The sequence below is a fragment of the Calidithermus chliarophilus DSM 9957 genome, from assembly GCF_000430045.1.
GTDB lineage: Bacteria > Deinococcota > Deinococci > Deinococcales > Thermaceae > Calidithermus > Calidithermus chliarophilus.
Window position 1 is genome coordinate 1,055,743 of sequence record NZ_KE387023.1, and the last position, 15,732, is coordinate 1,071,474.

Genomic DNA, 15,732 nt, shown 5'->3' on the forward strand with positions numbered 1-15,732 from the left:
CTAAAGCCCCACGTCGATGTTGAAGAAGTCGGCGGCGGCCTCGCCCACGCTGCCCTCGCGCACCTTGCCCGCGGCGGCGGTGAACTCCTCGAGGTCGCCGTAGCTCACCACGGCCAGGTGGTCGAGGACGTGCTTGGTGTAGCGCACCTTGGCCCAGGGGATCGCCAGCCCCAGCGTGAAGACGATCGCCAGGAAGTTGCTGACGCTCAGCCAGACCAGGTCCCGGGTCCGGAGGTTGCTCACGAAGCGCAGCTTGCCCAGCGTGGTTTTCTGCCAGGCGTGGTTGGCGAGGCTGGCGTAGATGTGCTGCTGCACCGCCAGCATGCCCAGCACCAGCACCAAGTACCCCAGGAAGAGGCCGCCGAACACGGAGCCCGTGACCAGCGGGCCGAAGTCGCCGCCCAGGACCGCCAGCCCGCCCGAGGCGAAGAGGACCACCGCGAACAGCGCGTACACGCCCAGGCCCATCAGCGCGGCGACGACGTAGGTCGCGTAAAAAGCCCCCACCTCCCCGCCGAACTGCGCCCGGGTGGCCCCCAAAGCGGCGTTGCCGAAGACGTACTGCCGCTGGCGAAGGCGCACGTAGGGCACCAGCAGGCCCAGCGTGAAGGGGGTGAGCAGGGGCAGCAGGAAGTAGCTCAGGTAGCTCTGGCCCAGCGTGCCGTGGAAGCGGAAGCGGATGTTGCGGTAGGCCGAGTTGTAGGCCGTGAAGCGCAGCGACTGGTGCAGCAGCCACGGCAGCAGCACGAAGCCCAGCGCCATCAGGAGCAGGCTGGCCTCGGGGGCGAAGTACTGCAGCAGGTAGTACGCCAGCAGCCCGCCCCCCACGATCAGGTGGCCCTTGAGCACGTGGACGGGCTCGGCCAGGTACTCGAAGGGGTGCCCGGCCAGGAAGGTGTGGCTGTAGAAGTACTGCCGCGCCCGCACCTTGGCCCAGGCGTAATAAATCCCCAGCGTCACCACGCTCAGGAAGAGGTTGACGACCCAGATGCGGAAGAACTCGCCCGCCGAGCCGGTGAAGGTGAAGCGGTGGTACTGCAGCCTGGGCGGGGCCGCCGCCGTGAGCGGGGGCGGCTCGAGCACCGCCTGCGCCGCGCGGGGCTCCTCGAGGCGCGGGGCCCTGGCGGGGGGCGGCGGCTCGAGCAGCCGGGCGTTCTCCGGGGCGAGCAGCAGGCGCTTCTTGGCCTCGTGGTATTCCTCCGGGGTGAGCTTGCCCGCGCGAAACTCCTCCCCCAGCCGCAGCAGTTCCTCCGAAAGCCTGGTGGTGTCCATAGCGCTTTGTGTCCCCTCCAATAAGGTTCTTCCTGCCCTGCCATCCCGCCGCCGGCCGCTCGCTACGCCTGTCCAGGCCGAGAAATCTCCCGCCGTTTGACGCCACGGTCACGAAGGCCAAACCCATTGTATGGAATGAGGCGGGATATTAATGGTCATCGGCGGAGTTGGCGGCAGGACGAGCCTCCGGCGGAATGGTGCGAGCCGGTGGTGCCTGAATTAAAAACTAACTCCAGCAAATTATGCTATCGTGGCGGAACCCATGGCAGCGAAAACCCGGCGTAGCGAACTCAGCAAGCAGCAGAAGGTTCTTTTCAGGTCCACCCTCGAGCTGTGGAGGGCGGCGCGGCTGGAGGTCGGGCTCTACGCGCTGCTGCAGGTGGTGCAGGGGGTCATCCCCGCGGCCACGCTCTACCTCACCAAGCTGACCGTGGACGGGGTGGTGGCGCTGGCGCAGGGGCAGGAGGCGTCGATCGGGGAGCTCACCTTCTTGTGGGTGATCGCGCTGGCGGTGGGGGCGGTGGTCGCGCCCGTCGCCCAGGTGCTCCAGGGCAACGCCGCCGACAAGTGCACCGCCCACATCAACCTGCGGCTGATGGACAAGTCGCGCGACCTGGCGGGGCTGGAGGTGCTCGAGGACGCCCGCTTCTACGACGACCTCAACGTGCTGCAAAGCCAGGCCCCCTACCGCCCGATGAACCTGCTGGTCACGCTGGCCTACCTGCTGCGGGGGTTCACCACGCTGCTGAGCCTGGCGGCGGTGCTGCTGGCGCTGGGCTGGTGGGTGCCGCTGCTGGTGCTGGCGGGGTCGCTGCCCCAGGCGCTCGTGACCTACCGGCTGCGCCGGGCCGGTTGGAACGCCATGGTCCAGAGCACCCCCGAGGCTAGGGCCATGGCCTACGACCAGCGGGTGGCCCTCACCCACGCCTTCGCCCACGAGGTGCGGCTGTACGGGCTGCTCGAGTGGCTGCAGGGCCGCTACCTGCACAGCTTCCGGGCCTACCACCGCACCCTGCGCAAGAGCCGCAACGACCAGGCCTTCAAGGTGCTGCCCTACACCCTGCTCTCCATCGCCGGGGGCGGCTCGGCCTTCGCCTGGACCGCCTGGCAGGCCCAGCAGGGCAGCCTGGGCGTGGGGGCGCTGGTCGTGGTGGTGCAGGGGCTCACCCGGGCCCAGAGCACCGTGCTCGAGATCATCGACATGTTCGGCCTGCTCGCGGGCCAGCACCTGGCCTTCTTCGAGAAGTACCTCGACTTCCTCGCCGTCGAGCCCGGGGTGCGCTACCCTGAGCACCCCAGGCCCCTGCCCGCCCTCACGCCCGAGATCGCCTTCGAGAACGTGTCCTTCCGCTACCCCGACGGGCGGGCGGCGCTCGAGGGCGTCAGCTTCCGCGTTCGTCCCGGCGAGACCGTGGCGCTGGTGGGCGAGAACGGCGCGGGCAAGACCACGCTGGTCAAGCTGCTGCTGCGCTTCTACGACGTGAGCGAGGGCCGCGTCCTCGTCGGCGGGCTCGACCTGCGCGAGCTGGACCTGCGGGAGTGGCGCCGCCGGGTGGGGGCGGTGTTCCAGGACTTCGGGCGCTACGCCTACACCGTGCGGGAGAACATCACCCTGGCGGGCCTCGAGCACGCCCGTGACCTTGAGCGGCTCGAGCGGGCCGTCCTCCAGGCGGGCTTCGAGCGCGTGGTGGACCAGCTCCCGCAGGGCCTCGACACCCGGCTGGGCAAGGAGTTCGACGGGACCGAGCTGTCCGGGGGCCAGTGGCAGAAGCTCGCCATCGCCCGGGCGCTCTTCCGCGACGCCCAGGTGCTCATCCTCGACGAGCCCACCGCCGCGCTCGACCCCCGCTCGGAGTCGGCCATCTACGAGCGCTTCGCCGAGATGGCCCGCGGCCGCACCACCCTGCTCATCACCCACCGGCTGGCGAGCGTGCGCATGGCCGACCGCATCCTGGTGCTCAAGCAGGGCCGCCTGATCGAGGAGGGCAGCCACGAGCAACTCCTGGCGCTGGGCGGCGAGTACGCCGAGCTGTGGCGGATGCAGGCCGAGAAGTACGCCGAGCCCGCGGAACTGGCCCGGCCGGCGGCCGGTTCCTGAGCGGCCCTTGCACAATCCGGGCCGAGCGCCTACACTCGGATGCAAATGGTACGCGCTCTTACCGTGAAGGGTTGGTGGTGGCCTAGGTAGCCCTGGGACGGTAGAGCTTCGTACCCCTAGGGCGTTTCGACCTAGGGGCTTTTTTTATTTGGCGAAGGGAGCACAGATGCGCACGATGGAGCAGACCCGACCCACCGTTCCGGTGAAGAAGACACTGCTGGCCGACCTCGAGACCCCCGTCTCGGCCTACCTCAAGCTCTCGGAGAAGACCACCCCGAGCTTTTTGCTCGAGTCGGTGGAGGGGGGCAAGGCCTGGGCGCGCTGGAGCTTCGTGGGCATCGGGGCGCGGCGCACCTTCCGGCTCAAGGACGGGGTGATGACCGTGGACGGCGAGCCGGTCCCGGCCTCCGACCCCCTGCGCACGCTCTACGAGGCCATCCACCGCCCCACCCGGCCCGACCCCGACCTGCCCATCTTCTGGGGCGGCGCGGTGGGCTACGCCGCCTACGACCTGATCCGCCACTACGAGAAGCTGCCCGCGCTCAAGCCCGACCTGCTGGGCATCCCCGACCTGCTCTTCGTCGAGCCCGAGGTGCTGGTGGTCTTCGACCAGTTCAAGCAGCAGATGCACCTCGTCGCCCCGGCGGAGGAGGGGGACGCGGCCTCGAGGGCCGACGCCCTGGAGCGCATCGCCTGGGCCGAGAGGAAGCTGGGCGGCCCCATGCCGGGGGTGCCCGGCGAGCGGGCCGGGCGGCGGCTGGAGTTCAGCCACAACGTCACGCAGGCCGAATACGAGGCCATGGTGGAGAAAGCGCTCGAGTACATCCGCGCGGGCGACGTCTTCCAGGTGGTGCCCAGCCTGAGGATGTCGGCGCCGCTCAACGTGCACCCCTTCGCCGTCTACCGGGCGCTGCGCTCGGTCAACCCCAGCCCCTACATGGGCTTCCTCGAGCTCGGCGAGGTCACGCTGGTCTCGTGCAGCCCCGAGAGCCTGCTGCGCTCCGACGGGCGGAAGGTGGTCACCCGCCCCATCGCCGGCACCCGCCGCCGGGGGCAGGACGCCGCCGAGGACGAGGCCCTGGCCGCCGAGCTCCTCTCCGACGAGAAGGAGCGGGCCGAGCACGTCATGCTCGTGGACCTCTCCCGCAACGACCTGGGCCGGGTCTGCCGCTACGGCACGGTGCGCCCCACCCAGCTCATGAGCGTGGAGAACTACTCGCACGTCATGCACATCGTCTCGACCGTCGAGGGCGAGCTGCGCGAGGACAAGAGCCCCCTCGACGCCCTGGCCTCGGTGCTGCCGATGGGCACGGTCTCGGGGGCCCCCAAGATCCGGGCCATGGAGATCATCGAGGAGCTCGAGCCCTCCCGCCGCGGCGCCTACGGCGGCAGCTTCGGCTACGTGGCCTACGACGGCCACATGGACGTGGCCCTGACGCTGCGCACCATCGTGGTAGCCAACGAACAAATCCACATCCAGGCCGGGGCGGGCGTGGTCTACGACTCCAACCCCACCAGCGAGTATCAGGAGTGCCTGAGCAAGGCCAAAGCCATGTTGAGGGCCGTTCAGATGGCCGAGGAGGGGTTATGAGCGCCAGGTTCGCGGGGTCCGTAGGGACGACGCGCGCGTCGTCCCTACGGCGGGGTCTGGGGCACGCGAGGGGGCCGGCATGCAGCGCATCCTGACCGGCATCCGCCCCACGGGCCGCTTGCACGTCGGTCATTACTTCGGGATGCTCCAACAGACCGCCGAGCTCCAGGACCACTTCGAGACCTTCGTCATGATCGCCGACGTGCAGGCCCTCACCGACAACTTCCACCAGCCGCAGAAGGTGCGGGCGATGGTGCTCGAGGTGGCCTACGACCTCATCGCCAGCGGCTTAGACCCCCGGCGCTCGACGCTGTTCATCCAGTCGCTGATCCCCGAAATCGCCGAGCTGACGGTGTTCTACGGCAACCTGGTGACGATCTCGAGGCTCCAGCAAAACCCCACCGTCAAGAGCGAGATCGCCCAGAAGCGCGAGCTGTTCGGGCACTCGGTCACCTACGGCTTCCTGGGCTACCCCGTCTCGCAGGCCGCCGACATCACCGCCTTCGACGCCGACTTGGTGCCGGTGGGCGATGACCAGTTGCCCCAGCTCGAGCAGACCCGCGAGATCGTGCGCAAGTTCAACCAGATCTACGGGCCCACCCTCAAGGAGCCCCAGGCCCGCGTGCTCGACACCGCCCGCGTCCGGGGGCTCGACGGCGACGCCAAGATGGGCAAGAGCCTGGGCAACGCGCTGTTCCTGTCCGACGCGCCCGAAGAGATTGCCCGCAAGGTGGCCGGCGCCCTCACCGACCCGCAGAAGCAGCGCCTGGGCGACCCCGGCCGGCCGGAGGTGTGCACGGTGTTCGAGTACCACGGGCTGTTCCACCGGGAAAAGCTCGGGACCGTCGCGGCGGAGTGCCGCTCGGGGGCGCGGGGCTGCGTGGCCTGCAAGCGCGAGCTGGCCGCCGGGGCCAACGCTTTCTTGGAGCCCCTGCGCGCGAGGCGGGCCGAGCTCGAGGCCCGCCCCGGCGAGGTGCTGGAAATCCTGATGGAGGGCACCCGCAAGGCGCGGGCCGTCGCGCGGGAGACCCTGGCGCGGGTCAAGGAGCGCATGCACCTGGACTACCTGGGAGGGGCGGCATGAAGCGGATCCTGATGATCGACAACTACGACTCCTTCACCTACAACCTGGTGCAGTACCTGGGCGAGCTGGGCGCCCTTCTCACGGTGTGGCGCAACGACCGCTTCGCGCTCGAGGACGTCGCCGCCTTCGACCCCGACGGGATCGTGGTTTCCCCCGGCCCCTGCACGCCCAAGGAGGCCGGGCTCTCGGTGCCGCTGATCCGGCGCTACGCCCCCGAGTACCCCATCCTGGGTGTGTGCCTGGGCCACCAGAGCATCGGGGAGGCCTTCGGGGCACGGGTGGTGCGGCACAGGCTCATCGTGCACGGCAAGACCAGCGCCATCGAGCACGACGGCAGCGGGGTGTTCGCCGGCTTGCCCACCCCCTTTACCGCCACCCGCTACCACTCGCTGGTGGTGGAAGACCTGCCCGAGGAGCTGCAGGCGAACGCCTGGGTGGACGAGCCGGTAGGCCGCACGGTGATGGGCCTGCGGCACCGCGACTACCCCACCTTCGGGGTGCAGTTCCACCCCGAGTCGGTCCTGACCGAAGGCGGCAAGCAGATGCTGGCGAATTTCCTGGAGATATGCCGGTAGCCAACGCTATCGGCAAGGGTTATAAGCTATCAGCAATGATTTCCGTAATCGTCCCCCTCCACCCGGCCGAGGACCGGCGGGAACTGCTCGAGGCCAAGCTCCGCGCCCTCGAGGGGCAGGGCGGGCTCGAGGTGGTCCTCGTCGGCAGCACGCCGCACCCCTACACCTTCCTCGACGAGTACCGACCGCCCTACCCGCTGCGCACCCTCCACGACCCCCAGGCCGGCAGCGCCGGGCGCAAGCGCAACCGGGGGGCCGCCGCCGCCCAGGGCGAGCACCTGATCTTCTCCGACGACGACGTGGTGCCCGAGCCGGGCTGGCTCGAGGCCTTCCGCCAGGCCTTCGCCCGCGAGGGCGCGGTCTACCTGGGCGGCTTCCGCTTCAGGGAAGGGCACGCCTGGAAACCGGCCCTGCGCCTCGGGCGGGTGGGCTTCAACAACGTCAACGGGGTTGCCCTGGGGATGCCGCGCGCCCTCTTCGAGCGGGTCGGGGGCTTCGCGGAGTGGCTCGAGGGCTACGGCGGGGAGGACCTCGAGTTCGGCTACCGGCTCGCGAGGGCCGGGATTCCGCTGCGCTACCTGCCCCAGGCCCAGGCCAAGCACCTCGGCCCCACCCCCGCCCGCGACCTGCTCAAGGCCCGCCAGGCCGGGGCCCAGGCCGCCCGCATCGCCCGCTACCACAAAGACCCCAAGCTGGCGCTCGAGCTGGGCGTGCACCCGGCGCAGCTCGTGCTCAAGATGACCACCCTGCCCTGGATGAAGGGCCTGCTGGGCTACACCGGCGACTACGAGCTGGCCTATGCCTGGGGTGCCTGGGAGACGCGCTACGACCCGCCGCCGAGCGGCCAGCAGGCCTGAGCCCTGTCGGGAGAGCTATGGACGTACTGAAGAAAGCCCTATCCGGTGAACCGCTGTCCCAGGAAGAAGCCCGCGCCCTGATGGGCCGGATCATGGCGGGCGAGCTGACCCCGGCGCAGATGGCCGGCGTGCTGGTGGCCCTGCGGGTGCGGGGGGAGACGCTCGAGGAGATCACCGGCTTCGCCGAGGGGATGCGCGAGGCGGCGGTGACGATCCGGGTCTCGCGCAAGCCGCTGGTGGACATCGTGGGCACCGGGGGTATCGCCCCCGACGCCTTCAACATCTCCACCACCTCCTGCTTCGTGGTGGCGGCGGGCGGCGTGGCCGTCGCCAAGCACGGCAACCGCCTGGCCTCCTCGCGCTCGGGGTCCTTCGACCTGCTCGAGGCCCTGGGCGTGCGGCTCGACACCCCGGTGGAGCGGGTGGCCGAGGGCATCGAGGCGCTGGGCATCGGCTTCCTCTTCGCCCGCAACCACCACCCCGCCATGCGCCACGTGGCCCCGGTGCGCGCCGAGCTGGGCGTGCGCACGGTGTTCAACATCCTGGGCCCGCTCACCAACCCCGCCTACGCCAGCCACTACGTGCTGGGGGTGTACACCCCGGCCCTACTCGAGACCTTCGCCAACGCCGCGCGCAAGCTGGGCGCGGAGGCCGCGCTGGTGGTCCACGGCGACGGCCTCGACGACTTCGGGCTGTGGAACAACCAGCTCGCCGAGCTCCACAACGGCTCGGTGCGCCGCTACAGCCTTACCCCCGCCGAGGTGGGCCTGCCCGGCGCCACCTACGACCAGATCACCGGCGGCACCCCCCAGGAGAACGCCGTCACCGCCCGCGCCATCCTCTGTGGCCAGGAACGCGGCCCCCGCCGCGACGCCGTAGCCCTCACCGCCGGGGCCGCGTTCTACATCACCGGCAAGACCCCCGGCATCGCCCAGGGCGTCGCCCTGGCCCAGGAAGTGCTCGACAGCGGCGCCGGACTGGAGCTGCTCGAGCGCCTGGTGCGCTTCACGCAGGGTTGAAGATGTCGATGGTCGAACGCCCAACGTCGAACGCCTAACGCAAAACGCAATACGCAAAACGTCGATGGTCGATATGTCGATAGCCAGGGGACGTCGAGGGTCTGGAGTCGAGGGCCAAAGGCAAAAGGCTCGTAGCGGGGCCAGAGGCGGGGCGGGCACGGGGGCCCGCCCCTACGAAAGGTGTTTCGCGTCTTGCGTTTTGCGTACGACGTACGACGTAGGACGTACGACTGGCATTTAGCGTTTGGCGTTTAGCGTTCGGCGCTCAACTATCGACGTCAGAAGATCTGCGTCAACCCCAGGCTCGGCGTCGAGGTCCCCCGCTCCTGGTCGATCTTCATGGCCTGCACCTTGAAGTGCTGGCGGCTGGTGGCGTTGACCATACCGGTCTCGTAGTCGATGAGCCCGTCGCGGTAGAGGTCGGCGAGGTGGTCGTCGAAGGTCTGCATGCCGTCGAGGCGCGACTCGCGGATGGCCTCGTAGATCTGGGAGGTGCGCTCGGGGTCTTTGATCATGTCGCGGATGCGCAGCGTGCCCTTGAGGATCTCCATCGCCGCGACCCGGCCGCCGCCCATGCGGGGCAAAAGCTTCTGCGAGATGATGCCCACCAGGCTCTCGGCGAAGAGGATGCGGGCCACGTCGCGCTCGTGCGGGGGGAAGAGGTCGAGCAGGCGGTTGATGGTGCGCACCGAGTCCTGGGTGTGCATGGTGGAGAAGACCAGGTGGCCGGTCTGGGCGGCCTCGAGCGCCGCCGCCGCCGTCTCGTGGTCGCGGATCTCCCCGATCATGATGGTGTCGGGGTCCTGGCGCATGGCCGCGACGAGGGCCTCGTGGAAGCCCAGGGTGTCGCTGCCCAGCTCGCGCTGCACGATGATCGAGCGCTTGGGCTTGAAGAGGTACTCGATGGGGTCCTCGATGGTGACGATCATCTCCGCGTGGCGGGTGTTGATCTCCTCGAGGACGCGCGCCAGCGTCGTGGACTTGCCCGAGCCCGTAGGCCCGGTGACGAGCACCAGCCCCTTCTCCTGGTTGGAGAAGAAGTCCAGGTTCTCCTGGGTGAGCGCGCACATCTTCAGCTTCTCCTCGTCGGAGTTGATCACGCGCATCACCACGCTGATGGAGCCTCGCTGCTTGAAGAGGTTGACGCGGAAACGGGCCACCCCGGGCAGGCTGTAGGCCAGGTCCACCTGGTGCCGCTCCTCGAAACGCTGCTTGTGCTGTGGGGTGCACAGCACGTCCACCAGCGAGGCGGTGTACTGGGGCGGGAGCTTGGTCTGGCCTAGGGGGGTCAGCCGGCCGTGGATACGGACCATGGGCGGCAATCCCACGTGCAGGTGCAGATCCGAAGCACCCTGGGCGACAATGCTGGCGAGCATCTCCTGAAAGGTCATACCTCGTTCAGTCTGACAGGCCTTTTCATAATTCCTGGTACATTCGTCACCGATCTTCCGCTCTACACTCAGAACACAAAGGGAGCCCCGGCGAGGAGCCTGAGTAGGCTTCAGGAGGAGGGAAAATGTACAAACGCGTGCTCATGCCGACCGACGGAAGCGCCTGCAGCCTGGCGGCGATCCGGGAGGGCCTCGAGGTCGCCAAGACCCTCGGCGCGGAGGTCACCTTCTTGTACGTGCTGGAGAACCCCACCGGCCTGTGGATGGCCCCCGAGAGCGGCGCCTACATCCAAGAGCTCGTCCAGGACCTCAAGACCGTGGGCCAGGCCGCGCTTAGCGAGGCCGAAAAGCTAGCCAAGGAAGCCGGGGTGCCCTCGAGCGGCAAACTGCGCGAGGGCAACGCCACCGCCACCATCGTCGACGAGGCCAAGAACTACGACCTTCTGGTAATGGGCACCCACGGCCGCACCGGCATCGACAAGCTTCTGCTGGGCTCGGTGACCGAAGGCGTGCTGCACCGCACCAACCGGCCCGTGCTGGTAGTGCGGAGCCGGTGAAGAGCTAGCAGCCGTCAGCGTTCAGCTATCAGCAGTCAGCCATCAGCTCGTGGCTCATGGTTGCCCCACCCCGTCCCTCCCCGCGCGCGGGGAGGGTTTATCCCCCCCAGCCCCCCTTGTTAAGGGGGGTGACAAGGCGTCTGGCGTTTCGCGTTTGGCGTTTTGCGTTTGGCGTACGGCGTAGGACGTACGACGTACGACCCGCGCCCGGCGTTTAGCGTTCGGCGTTCGGCTATCAGCTATGGGCTATCGGCTATCGACCATCGACCATCGACCATCGACACTATGCACCCCGTTCATACTCCCTGCCGCAGCTTCAGCAACACCGCTTCCATCCCGAAGCGCCAGTTGACCGCCAGTTTATCCACAGCCTTATCCACATCCCCCTGGCGCAGGGCCTCGGCGACCTCGCGGTGCTGCTCGACCGAGAGGGCAATGAGGGTGGGGTCTTGCATGTAGAGGCGTTCGTAGCGCTGCACGGTGCGGCGCAGGCCCTCGAGCGTGCCCAGCAGGCGCTGGTTGGGGCAGCGGGAGAGGAGGGTGCGGTGCCAGAGGGCGTCGAGCCGGCGGGCCTGGTCCTGGGTGGCCTGGGCCAGGGCCTGGTTGTGGCGCTCGAGCTCGGGCAGCACCGACGCCACCAGGGCGCCGCTGGAGCGCAGGGCCAGCCCCTCGAGGGTCCAGAGCATGGGGTAGACCTCCTCCACCTCCTGCTCGCTCAGGGGTTGCACGCTGAAGCCCCGCGCCAGGTCGTGGCGCACGAAGCCCTCGCGCTCGAGCCGGAACAGCGCCTCGCGCAGCGGCGTTCGGCTGATGCCCAACTCTTCGGCCAGGCGCGACTCCACGACGCGGCTGCCGGGGGGGAGGGCGGCCTCGAGGATCTGCTCGAGCAGCAGCGCGTACACGTCGGCGCGGCGGGGGGCGCGGCTCATCCCAGCCATTCCCTGACCTGCTGGGGCGTGAGGTTGCCCCCGCACAGCACCGTCGCGACCCGCCGCCCCCGGAAGCGCTCGCCGTGGGCCAGCAACGCCCCCACCCCCACCGCGCCGGAGGGCTCGACCACCAGCCCCAAGTGGCGGTGCAGCCGGCGCATGGCCTCCAGCGTCACCGCGTCCTCGACCAATAGAATGTCGTCCACCACGCCCCGCAGGTCCTCGAGGGCCTCGGGCACGGGCAGCCGCACGCCGATGCCGTCGGCGATGGTGTGGATGCGCTCGTAGGTCACGAGCCGGCCGCTGCGCCAGGACTGCTCCATGGCCGGGGCCCCCGCCGCGCACACCCCGATCACCTCCACCTCGGGGCGCTGGGCCTTGACCCAGTGCCCGATCCCCGCCAGCAGGGCCCCGTTGCCCAGCGGCACCAGCAGCGCGTCGAGGGGCTGGGGGTAGCGCAGCAGCTCGAGGCCGATGGTCCCCGCCCCGATGGTGGGCTCCACGTCGCGGCTGTCCTCCACGAAGACCGCGCCGCCGTGCGCGGCGTAGGCCTTGGCGGCCAGCTTGGCCGCGTCGAAGTCCTCCCCCTCCAGCCGCAGCTCGGCGCCCAACGCGCGCATGCGCTCGAGCTTGAGCGGGTTGGCGTTGACCGAGGCGAAGACCGTGAGCGGCACCCCGTGCTTGCGGGCCGCGTAGGCCATCCCCTGCCCGAAGTTCCCCGCCGAGGCGCAGACCACCGGCGCGGGGCCCCTAGCCTCCACGTGCCACTGCATGAAGCAGTCGGCCCCCCGGCCCTTGAAGGAGCGGATGGGGTTGACGGTCTCCACCTTCACCACCACCTCGACCCCCAACTCCGCCGAAAGGGACTCGGCCAAAAACTGCGGCGAGTTCAGGAACACGGGGTCAATGCTGCGGCTGGCGGCCTCGATGGCTTGTGGGGAGATTCTTGAACTCATGGTTCCTCCAATGGACTTGCTGCGAAGGACGTCGATAGCTGATAGCCGATAGCTAAACGCAAAACGCCAAACGCAAGACGCAAAACGCTTTGGCCATCGGCCATCGGCCATCGACCATCGACCATCGACCATCGACCATCGACGTCTTCTCAAGCGCAGAACTCGCGGGCGGTCTCGAGGTAGACGCGGGCGCAGCGCTCTACCGAGTCCAGGTCCACCCACTCCTCGGCCGCGTGCGCCCCGGTCCCGCGCGGCCCGAAGAGCAGCGTGGGGATGCCGGCCGTAGAGAGCACCGCGCAGTCGGTCCAGAAGGGGCGGCCTTTGACCTCGGGCTCGTGGCCGAGTTCCGCCCGCGCCTTGGCCCGCAGCACGCCCAGGATGGGCTCGGATCCGGGGAGCTCGTGGGGGGGGCGCTCGAGCCCCCTCCGCAGGCTGTAGCGGAAGGCGGGGTCTTCGGCGGCGAGGCGCCCCAGCACCTCCCGCACCTCGCGCTCGACGCTCTCGGCACTCTCGCCGGGGACGGTGCGGCGCTCGAGGGCGAGCTTGCAGGAGGCGGGGTAGCTGGAGAGCTCCTGGCCGCCCTCGATCAGCGAGGCGTGCAGCGAGGGGGTCCCCAGCAGGGGGTGGGCGGGGCCGGAGCGCAGGCGCAGCCCGAGCTGCTCGAGCGCCACCAGCACCCGGCCCATGTGGGCGATGGCGTCCACGCCCAGCTCCGGCATCGAGCCGTGGGCGGCGACCCCGTGGGTCTCGACCTCCAGCCACACGAAGCCCTTGTGCGCGACCACCACCTCGAGCTCGCTCGGCTCGGTGACGACGGCGGCGTCGGCGCGGAAGCCGGCCCCCACCAGCTCGAAGCTGCCCAGGCTGGCGTACTCCTCGTCGGCCACGCAGGCGGCGACCACGTCCCCGCGCAGGCCCAGCTTCCTCGCCTCGGCCACGGCCCACAGCATGGCCGCCACCCCGCCCTTCATGTCGTAGGCGCCCCGCCCGTAGAGGCGGCCCCCCTCCGCGCGGGGCTGGAAGGGCTCGGCCATCCCGGCCACGCCCACGGTGTCGAGGTGGCCGTTGAACAGCAGCGAGCGGCCCCCGCCCGTGCCGCGGGCCACGGCGACCACGCTGGGGCGGCCCGGGGTGGCCTCGAGCCAGTGCACCTCGAGGCCCTGCTCCCGGCACCAGCCGGCGACGAAGCGGGCGATCTCGCCCTCGCCGGGGGCGCCGGGCACCAGGTCGGGGTTGACGGAGTTGACGGCGACCAGCCGGCGGAGGAGTTCCTGGGCAGGGGTCATGGTATACGATACAGCAAAATCGTATACAGACTCGTCAGTGGCCTCATGCACCCGGGACGCATCCCGGTAGGATGCTGGGGATGAAGCTCAACCGGCGCGAAGTGCTGGGCCTGGGGGCGGGCCTGCTGGGGCTGGGCACGGCGCAGAGCGGCCCCGAAACCCTCGCCCACTTCCCCCTGGGGGTGGCCTCCGGCGACCCCAGCGACAGCGGGGTGGTGCTGTGGACCCGCCTGGCCCCCGAGGTCTGGCAGGAGGGGGAGGGGCTGGAGTTCGAGATCACCGAGGCCGCCGACCCCGCCTTCGCCGCGCCCCGCTTCTCGGGGCCCGCCGTGCAGCCGCGCCCGGAGAACGACTTCACCAGCGTCACCGACCTCTCGGGGCTGCTCGAGCCGGGCCGCGCCTACCTCTACCGCTTCCGCTACCGGGGGGTCTACAGCCCCGTGGGGCGCACCCGGACCCTGCCCGCCCCCGGCGAGACGCCTGCGCTGCTGCGGATCGGGCTGGTGACCTGCCAGGAGTTCACCAGCGGCTACTGGGGGGCCTTCGCCCACCTGGCGCGGGAGAACCTCGACGCGGTGCTGCACCTGGGCGACTTCATCTACGAGACCTCCGCCGACCCCCGCTGGCGCAGGCTGCGCTTCCCCGACCGCAGCTACCGCCTCCCCAGCGGCAGCTACCTGGCGGTGAACCTGGCCGACTACCGCGCCATCTACCGCGCCTACCGCTCCGACCCCTTTTTGCAGATGGCCCTGGCCGCGCACCCCTGGGTCTTCCTGTGGGACGACCACGAGATGGCCAACGACTACTACTGGGACGCGGCCCAGGACGCCCCCGGCGCCCCCGACCACCCCTACCGGGGCCAGCCCGAGCGGCTCAAGCGGCTCAAGCTCGAGGCCCAGCAGGCCTGGCTCGAGTACGTCCCCGCCCGCATCACCCCCGACCTTACCGCCGCCCACCCCCACGCCCAGATGACCCAGTACCGCAGCTTCCGCTTCGGGGGGCTGCTCGAGCTCTTCGCCACCGACACCCGCTCCTACCGCTCGCCCCACCCCTGCGGCGAGGGCGGCAACGGCCAGCGCACCCTGGCCTCCTGCGCCGCGCTCGAGGCCCCCGACCGCAGCATGCTGGGCGAGGCCCAGCGGCACTGGCTGCTCGAGGGGCTCGCCTCGAGCCCGGCCCGCTGGCGCGGGCTGGCGAGTGCGGTGATGTTCTCGCCCCTGCGCTCGGGCTCCATCGCCATCAACGCCGACGGCTGGGACGGCTACGCCGCCGAGCGGCAGTATTTGCTCGAGCAGCTCGTGGGCGACAACCTGCTGGTGCTCAGCGGCGACCTGCACGCGGCGCTGGCCGGGCTGATTCGCCCCGGCTTCAACGGGCGCGGCCCGGTGCGCGGCGCGGAGTTCATGGCCCCCGGCCTCAGCAGCCCCCCGCCCCGCGAGGCCCTGGGCCGCATGGGCTACCCCTGGCCCGGCAACGCGCTCATCGAGGCCTTCAACCGCCACCTGCACTTCTTCGAGGGCGAGCTCAACGGCTACGCGGTGCTCGAGCTCACCCCCGAGCACGCCACCTACAGCCTCTACAGCGTGGACAAGACCCAAAACCACGCCTACGCCAACCGGCGGCTGGCGCGGCGGGTGCGCTTCGACGGCAGGGGCCTGCGCGACGTGCGGGAGTGATGCCCGGTTCGGTCAGCCCGGCGCCGAACCGGCCCGGCCGGAGGGGGTGCTCGAGGATTCAAAAAGATAGCCGCTGAAAGTCTTTGGGCTGGACGACTATCTTTTTGAATCCGGTATGACCCGCGGTAAACTGCCCGGATGAACGCCGAACTGCTGGCCGTGGGCTTCGGGCTGCTCTCCGCCGCCTCCTGGGGCGCGGGGGACTTCAGCGGGGGGCTGGCCTCGAGGCGGGCCCACCCCTACGCCGTCACCGTGCTGGTCTCGGCCACCGGGCTCCTCCTGTTCACCCTGCTGGCCCTGTTGCGCGGCGAGACCTTCCACGCGGGCGACGTGGGCTGGGCGGCGCTGGCGGGGGCCTCGGGGGCGCTGGGCCTGCTGTCGCTGTACCGGGCCTTCACCGCCGGGCAGATGGGCCTGGCCGCGCCGGTGGCGGGCGTGACC

General features: G+C 70.0%; 13 protein-coding genes and 1 pseudogene. 9 read left to right on the forward strand and 5 right to left on the reverse strand.

Going from position 1 to position 15,732, the window contains the following annotated elements; genetic code table 11:
- The gene (locus tag MEICH_RS0105060; protein ID WP_051303919.1) at positions 1 to 1,272 is read right to left on the reverse strand and encodes a DUF898 family protein; all 1,272 of its coding nucleotides are present in this window, start codon (positions 1,270 to 1,272) and stop codon (positions 1 to 3) included.
- A gap of 262 nt (positions 1,273 to 1,534) precedes the next feature.
- Between MEICH_RS0105060 and MEICH_RS0105065 the strand changes: the two genes are divergently transcribed.
- From MEICH_RS0105065 to trpD, 6 genes are all read left to right on the forward strand, one after another.
- Entirely contained in the window at positions 1,535 to 3,370 is a 1,836-nt protein-coding gene (locus MEICH_RS0105065; RefSeq protein WP_027891709.1) for an ABC transporter ATP-binding protein, read from the forward strand.
- Positions 3,371 to 3,545: 175 nt separating this feature from the next.
- The gene (gene trpE, locus MEICH_RS0105070; RefSeq protein ID WP_027891710.1) at positions 3,546 to 4,961 is read left to right on the forward strand and encodes an anthranilate synthase component I; all 1,416 of its coding nucleotides are present in this window, start codon (positions 3,546 to 3,548) and stop codon (positions 4,959 to 4,961) included.
- Positions 4,962 to 5,040: 79 nt separating this feature from the next.
- Positions 5,041 to 6,045 carry a tryptophan--tRNA ligase gene (gene trpS, locus MEICH_RS0105075; RefSeq protein WP_027891711.1) on the forward strand — a complete coding sequence of 335 codons (1,005 nt, stop codon included), beginning with the start codon at positions 5,041 to 5,043 and terminating at the stop codon, positions 6,043 to 6,045.
- A complete protein-coding gene (locus MEICH_RS0105080) occupies positions 6,042 to 6,620 on the forward strand; it encodes an anthranilate synthase component II (protein WP_027891712.1) in 579 nt (192 codons plus the stop codon). The genes trpS and MEICH_RS0105080 overlap by 4 nt, the downstream gene beginning before the upstream one ends.
- Positions 6,621 to 6,655: 35 nt before the next feature.
- A complete protein-coding gene (locus MEICH_RS0105085) occupies positions 6,656 to 7,477 on the forward strand; it encodes a glycosyltransferase family 2 protein (protein WP_027891713.1) in 822 nt (273 codons plus the stop codon).
- A 17-nt stretch (positions 7,478 to 7,494) separates the two neighbouring features.
- Entirely contained in the window at positions 7,495 to 8,496 is a 1,002-nt protein-coding gene (gene trpD, locus MEICH_RS0105090; protein ID WP_027891714.1) for an anthranilate phosphoribosyltransferase, read from the forward strand.
- 278 nt (positions 8,497 to 8,774) lie between these two features.
- On the opposite strand, the gene MEICH_RS0105095 is transcribed toward trpD, so the two are convergent.
- Positions 8,775 to 9,887, reverse strand: coding sequence for a type IV pilus twitching motility protein PilT (locus tag MEICH_RS0105095; protein WP_027891715.1), 1,113 nt, complete (start codon positions 9,885 to 9,887; stop codon positions 8,775 to 8,777).
- A gap of 125 nt (positions 9,888 to 10,012) precedes the next feature.
- Here MEICH_RS0105095 and MEICH_RS0105100 point away from each other — a divergent pair, with 125 nt between their 5' ends.
- The gene (locus MEICH_RS0105100) at positions 10,013 to 10,444 is read left to right on the forward strand and encodes a universal stress protein (protein ID WP_027891716.1); all 432 of its coding nucleotides are present in this window, start codon (positions 10,013 to 10,015) and stop codon (positions 10,442 to 10,444) included.
- A gap of 296 nt (positions 10,445 to 10,740) precedes the next feature.
- Here the strand turns inward: MEICH_RS0105100 and MEICH_RS23690 are convergent, their stop codons facing one another.
- From MEICH_RS23690 to MEICH_RS0105115, 3 genes are all read right to left on the reverse strand, one after another.
- The gene (locus MEICH_RS23690) at positions 10,741 to 11,373 is read right to left on the reverse strand and encodes a GntR family transcriptional regulator (RefSeq protein ID WP_051303920.1); all 633 of its coding nucleotides are present in this window, start codon (positions 11,371 to 11,373) and stop codon (positions 10,741 to 10,743) included.
- On the reverse strand, positions 11,370 to 12,329 hold the full coding sequence (locus MEICH_RS0105110; RefSeq protein ID WP_027891717.1) for a threonine ammonia-lyase: 960 nt from the start codon (positions 12,327 to 12,329) through the stop codon (positions 11,370 to 11,372). The genes MEICH_RS23690 and MEICH_RS0105110 overlap by 4 nt, the downstream gene beginning before the upstream one ends.
- Positions 12,330 to 12,478: 149 nt before the next feature.
- Positions 12,479 to 13,615: an ArgE/DapE family deacylase gene (locus tag MEICH_RS0105115; protein ID WP_027891718.1), complete on the reverse strand. Its 1,137-nt coding sequence runs from the start codon at positions 13,613 to 13,615 to the stop codon at positions 12,479 to 12,481.
- Positions 13,616 to 13,695: 80 nt separating this feature from the next.
- Between MEICH_RS0105115 and MEICH_RS0105120 the strand changes: the two genes are divergently transcribed.
- On the forward strand, positions 13,696 to 15,291 hold the full coding sequence (locus MEICH_RS0105120; protein ID WP_036218338.1) for an alkaline phosphatase D family protein: 1,596 nt from the start codon (positions 13,696 to 13,698) through the stop codon (positions 15,289 to 15,291).
- Between the two features lie 138 nt (positions 15,292 to 15,429).
- Positions 15,430 to 15,732, forward strand: a pseudogene (locus MEICH_RS27800) (EamA family transporter); the annotation flags it as partial.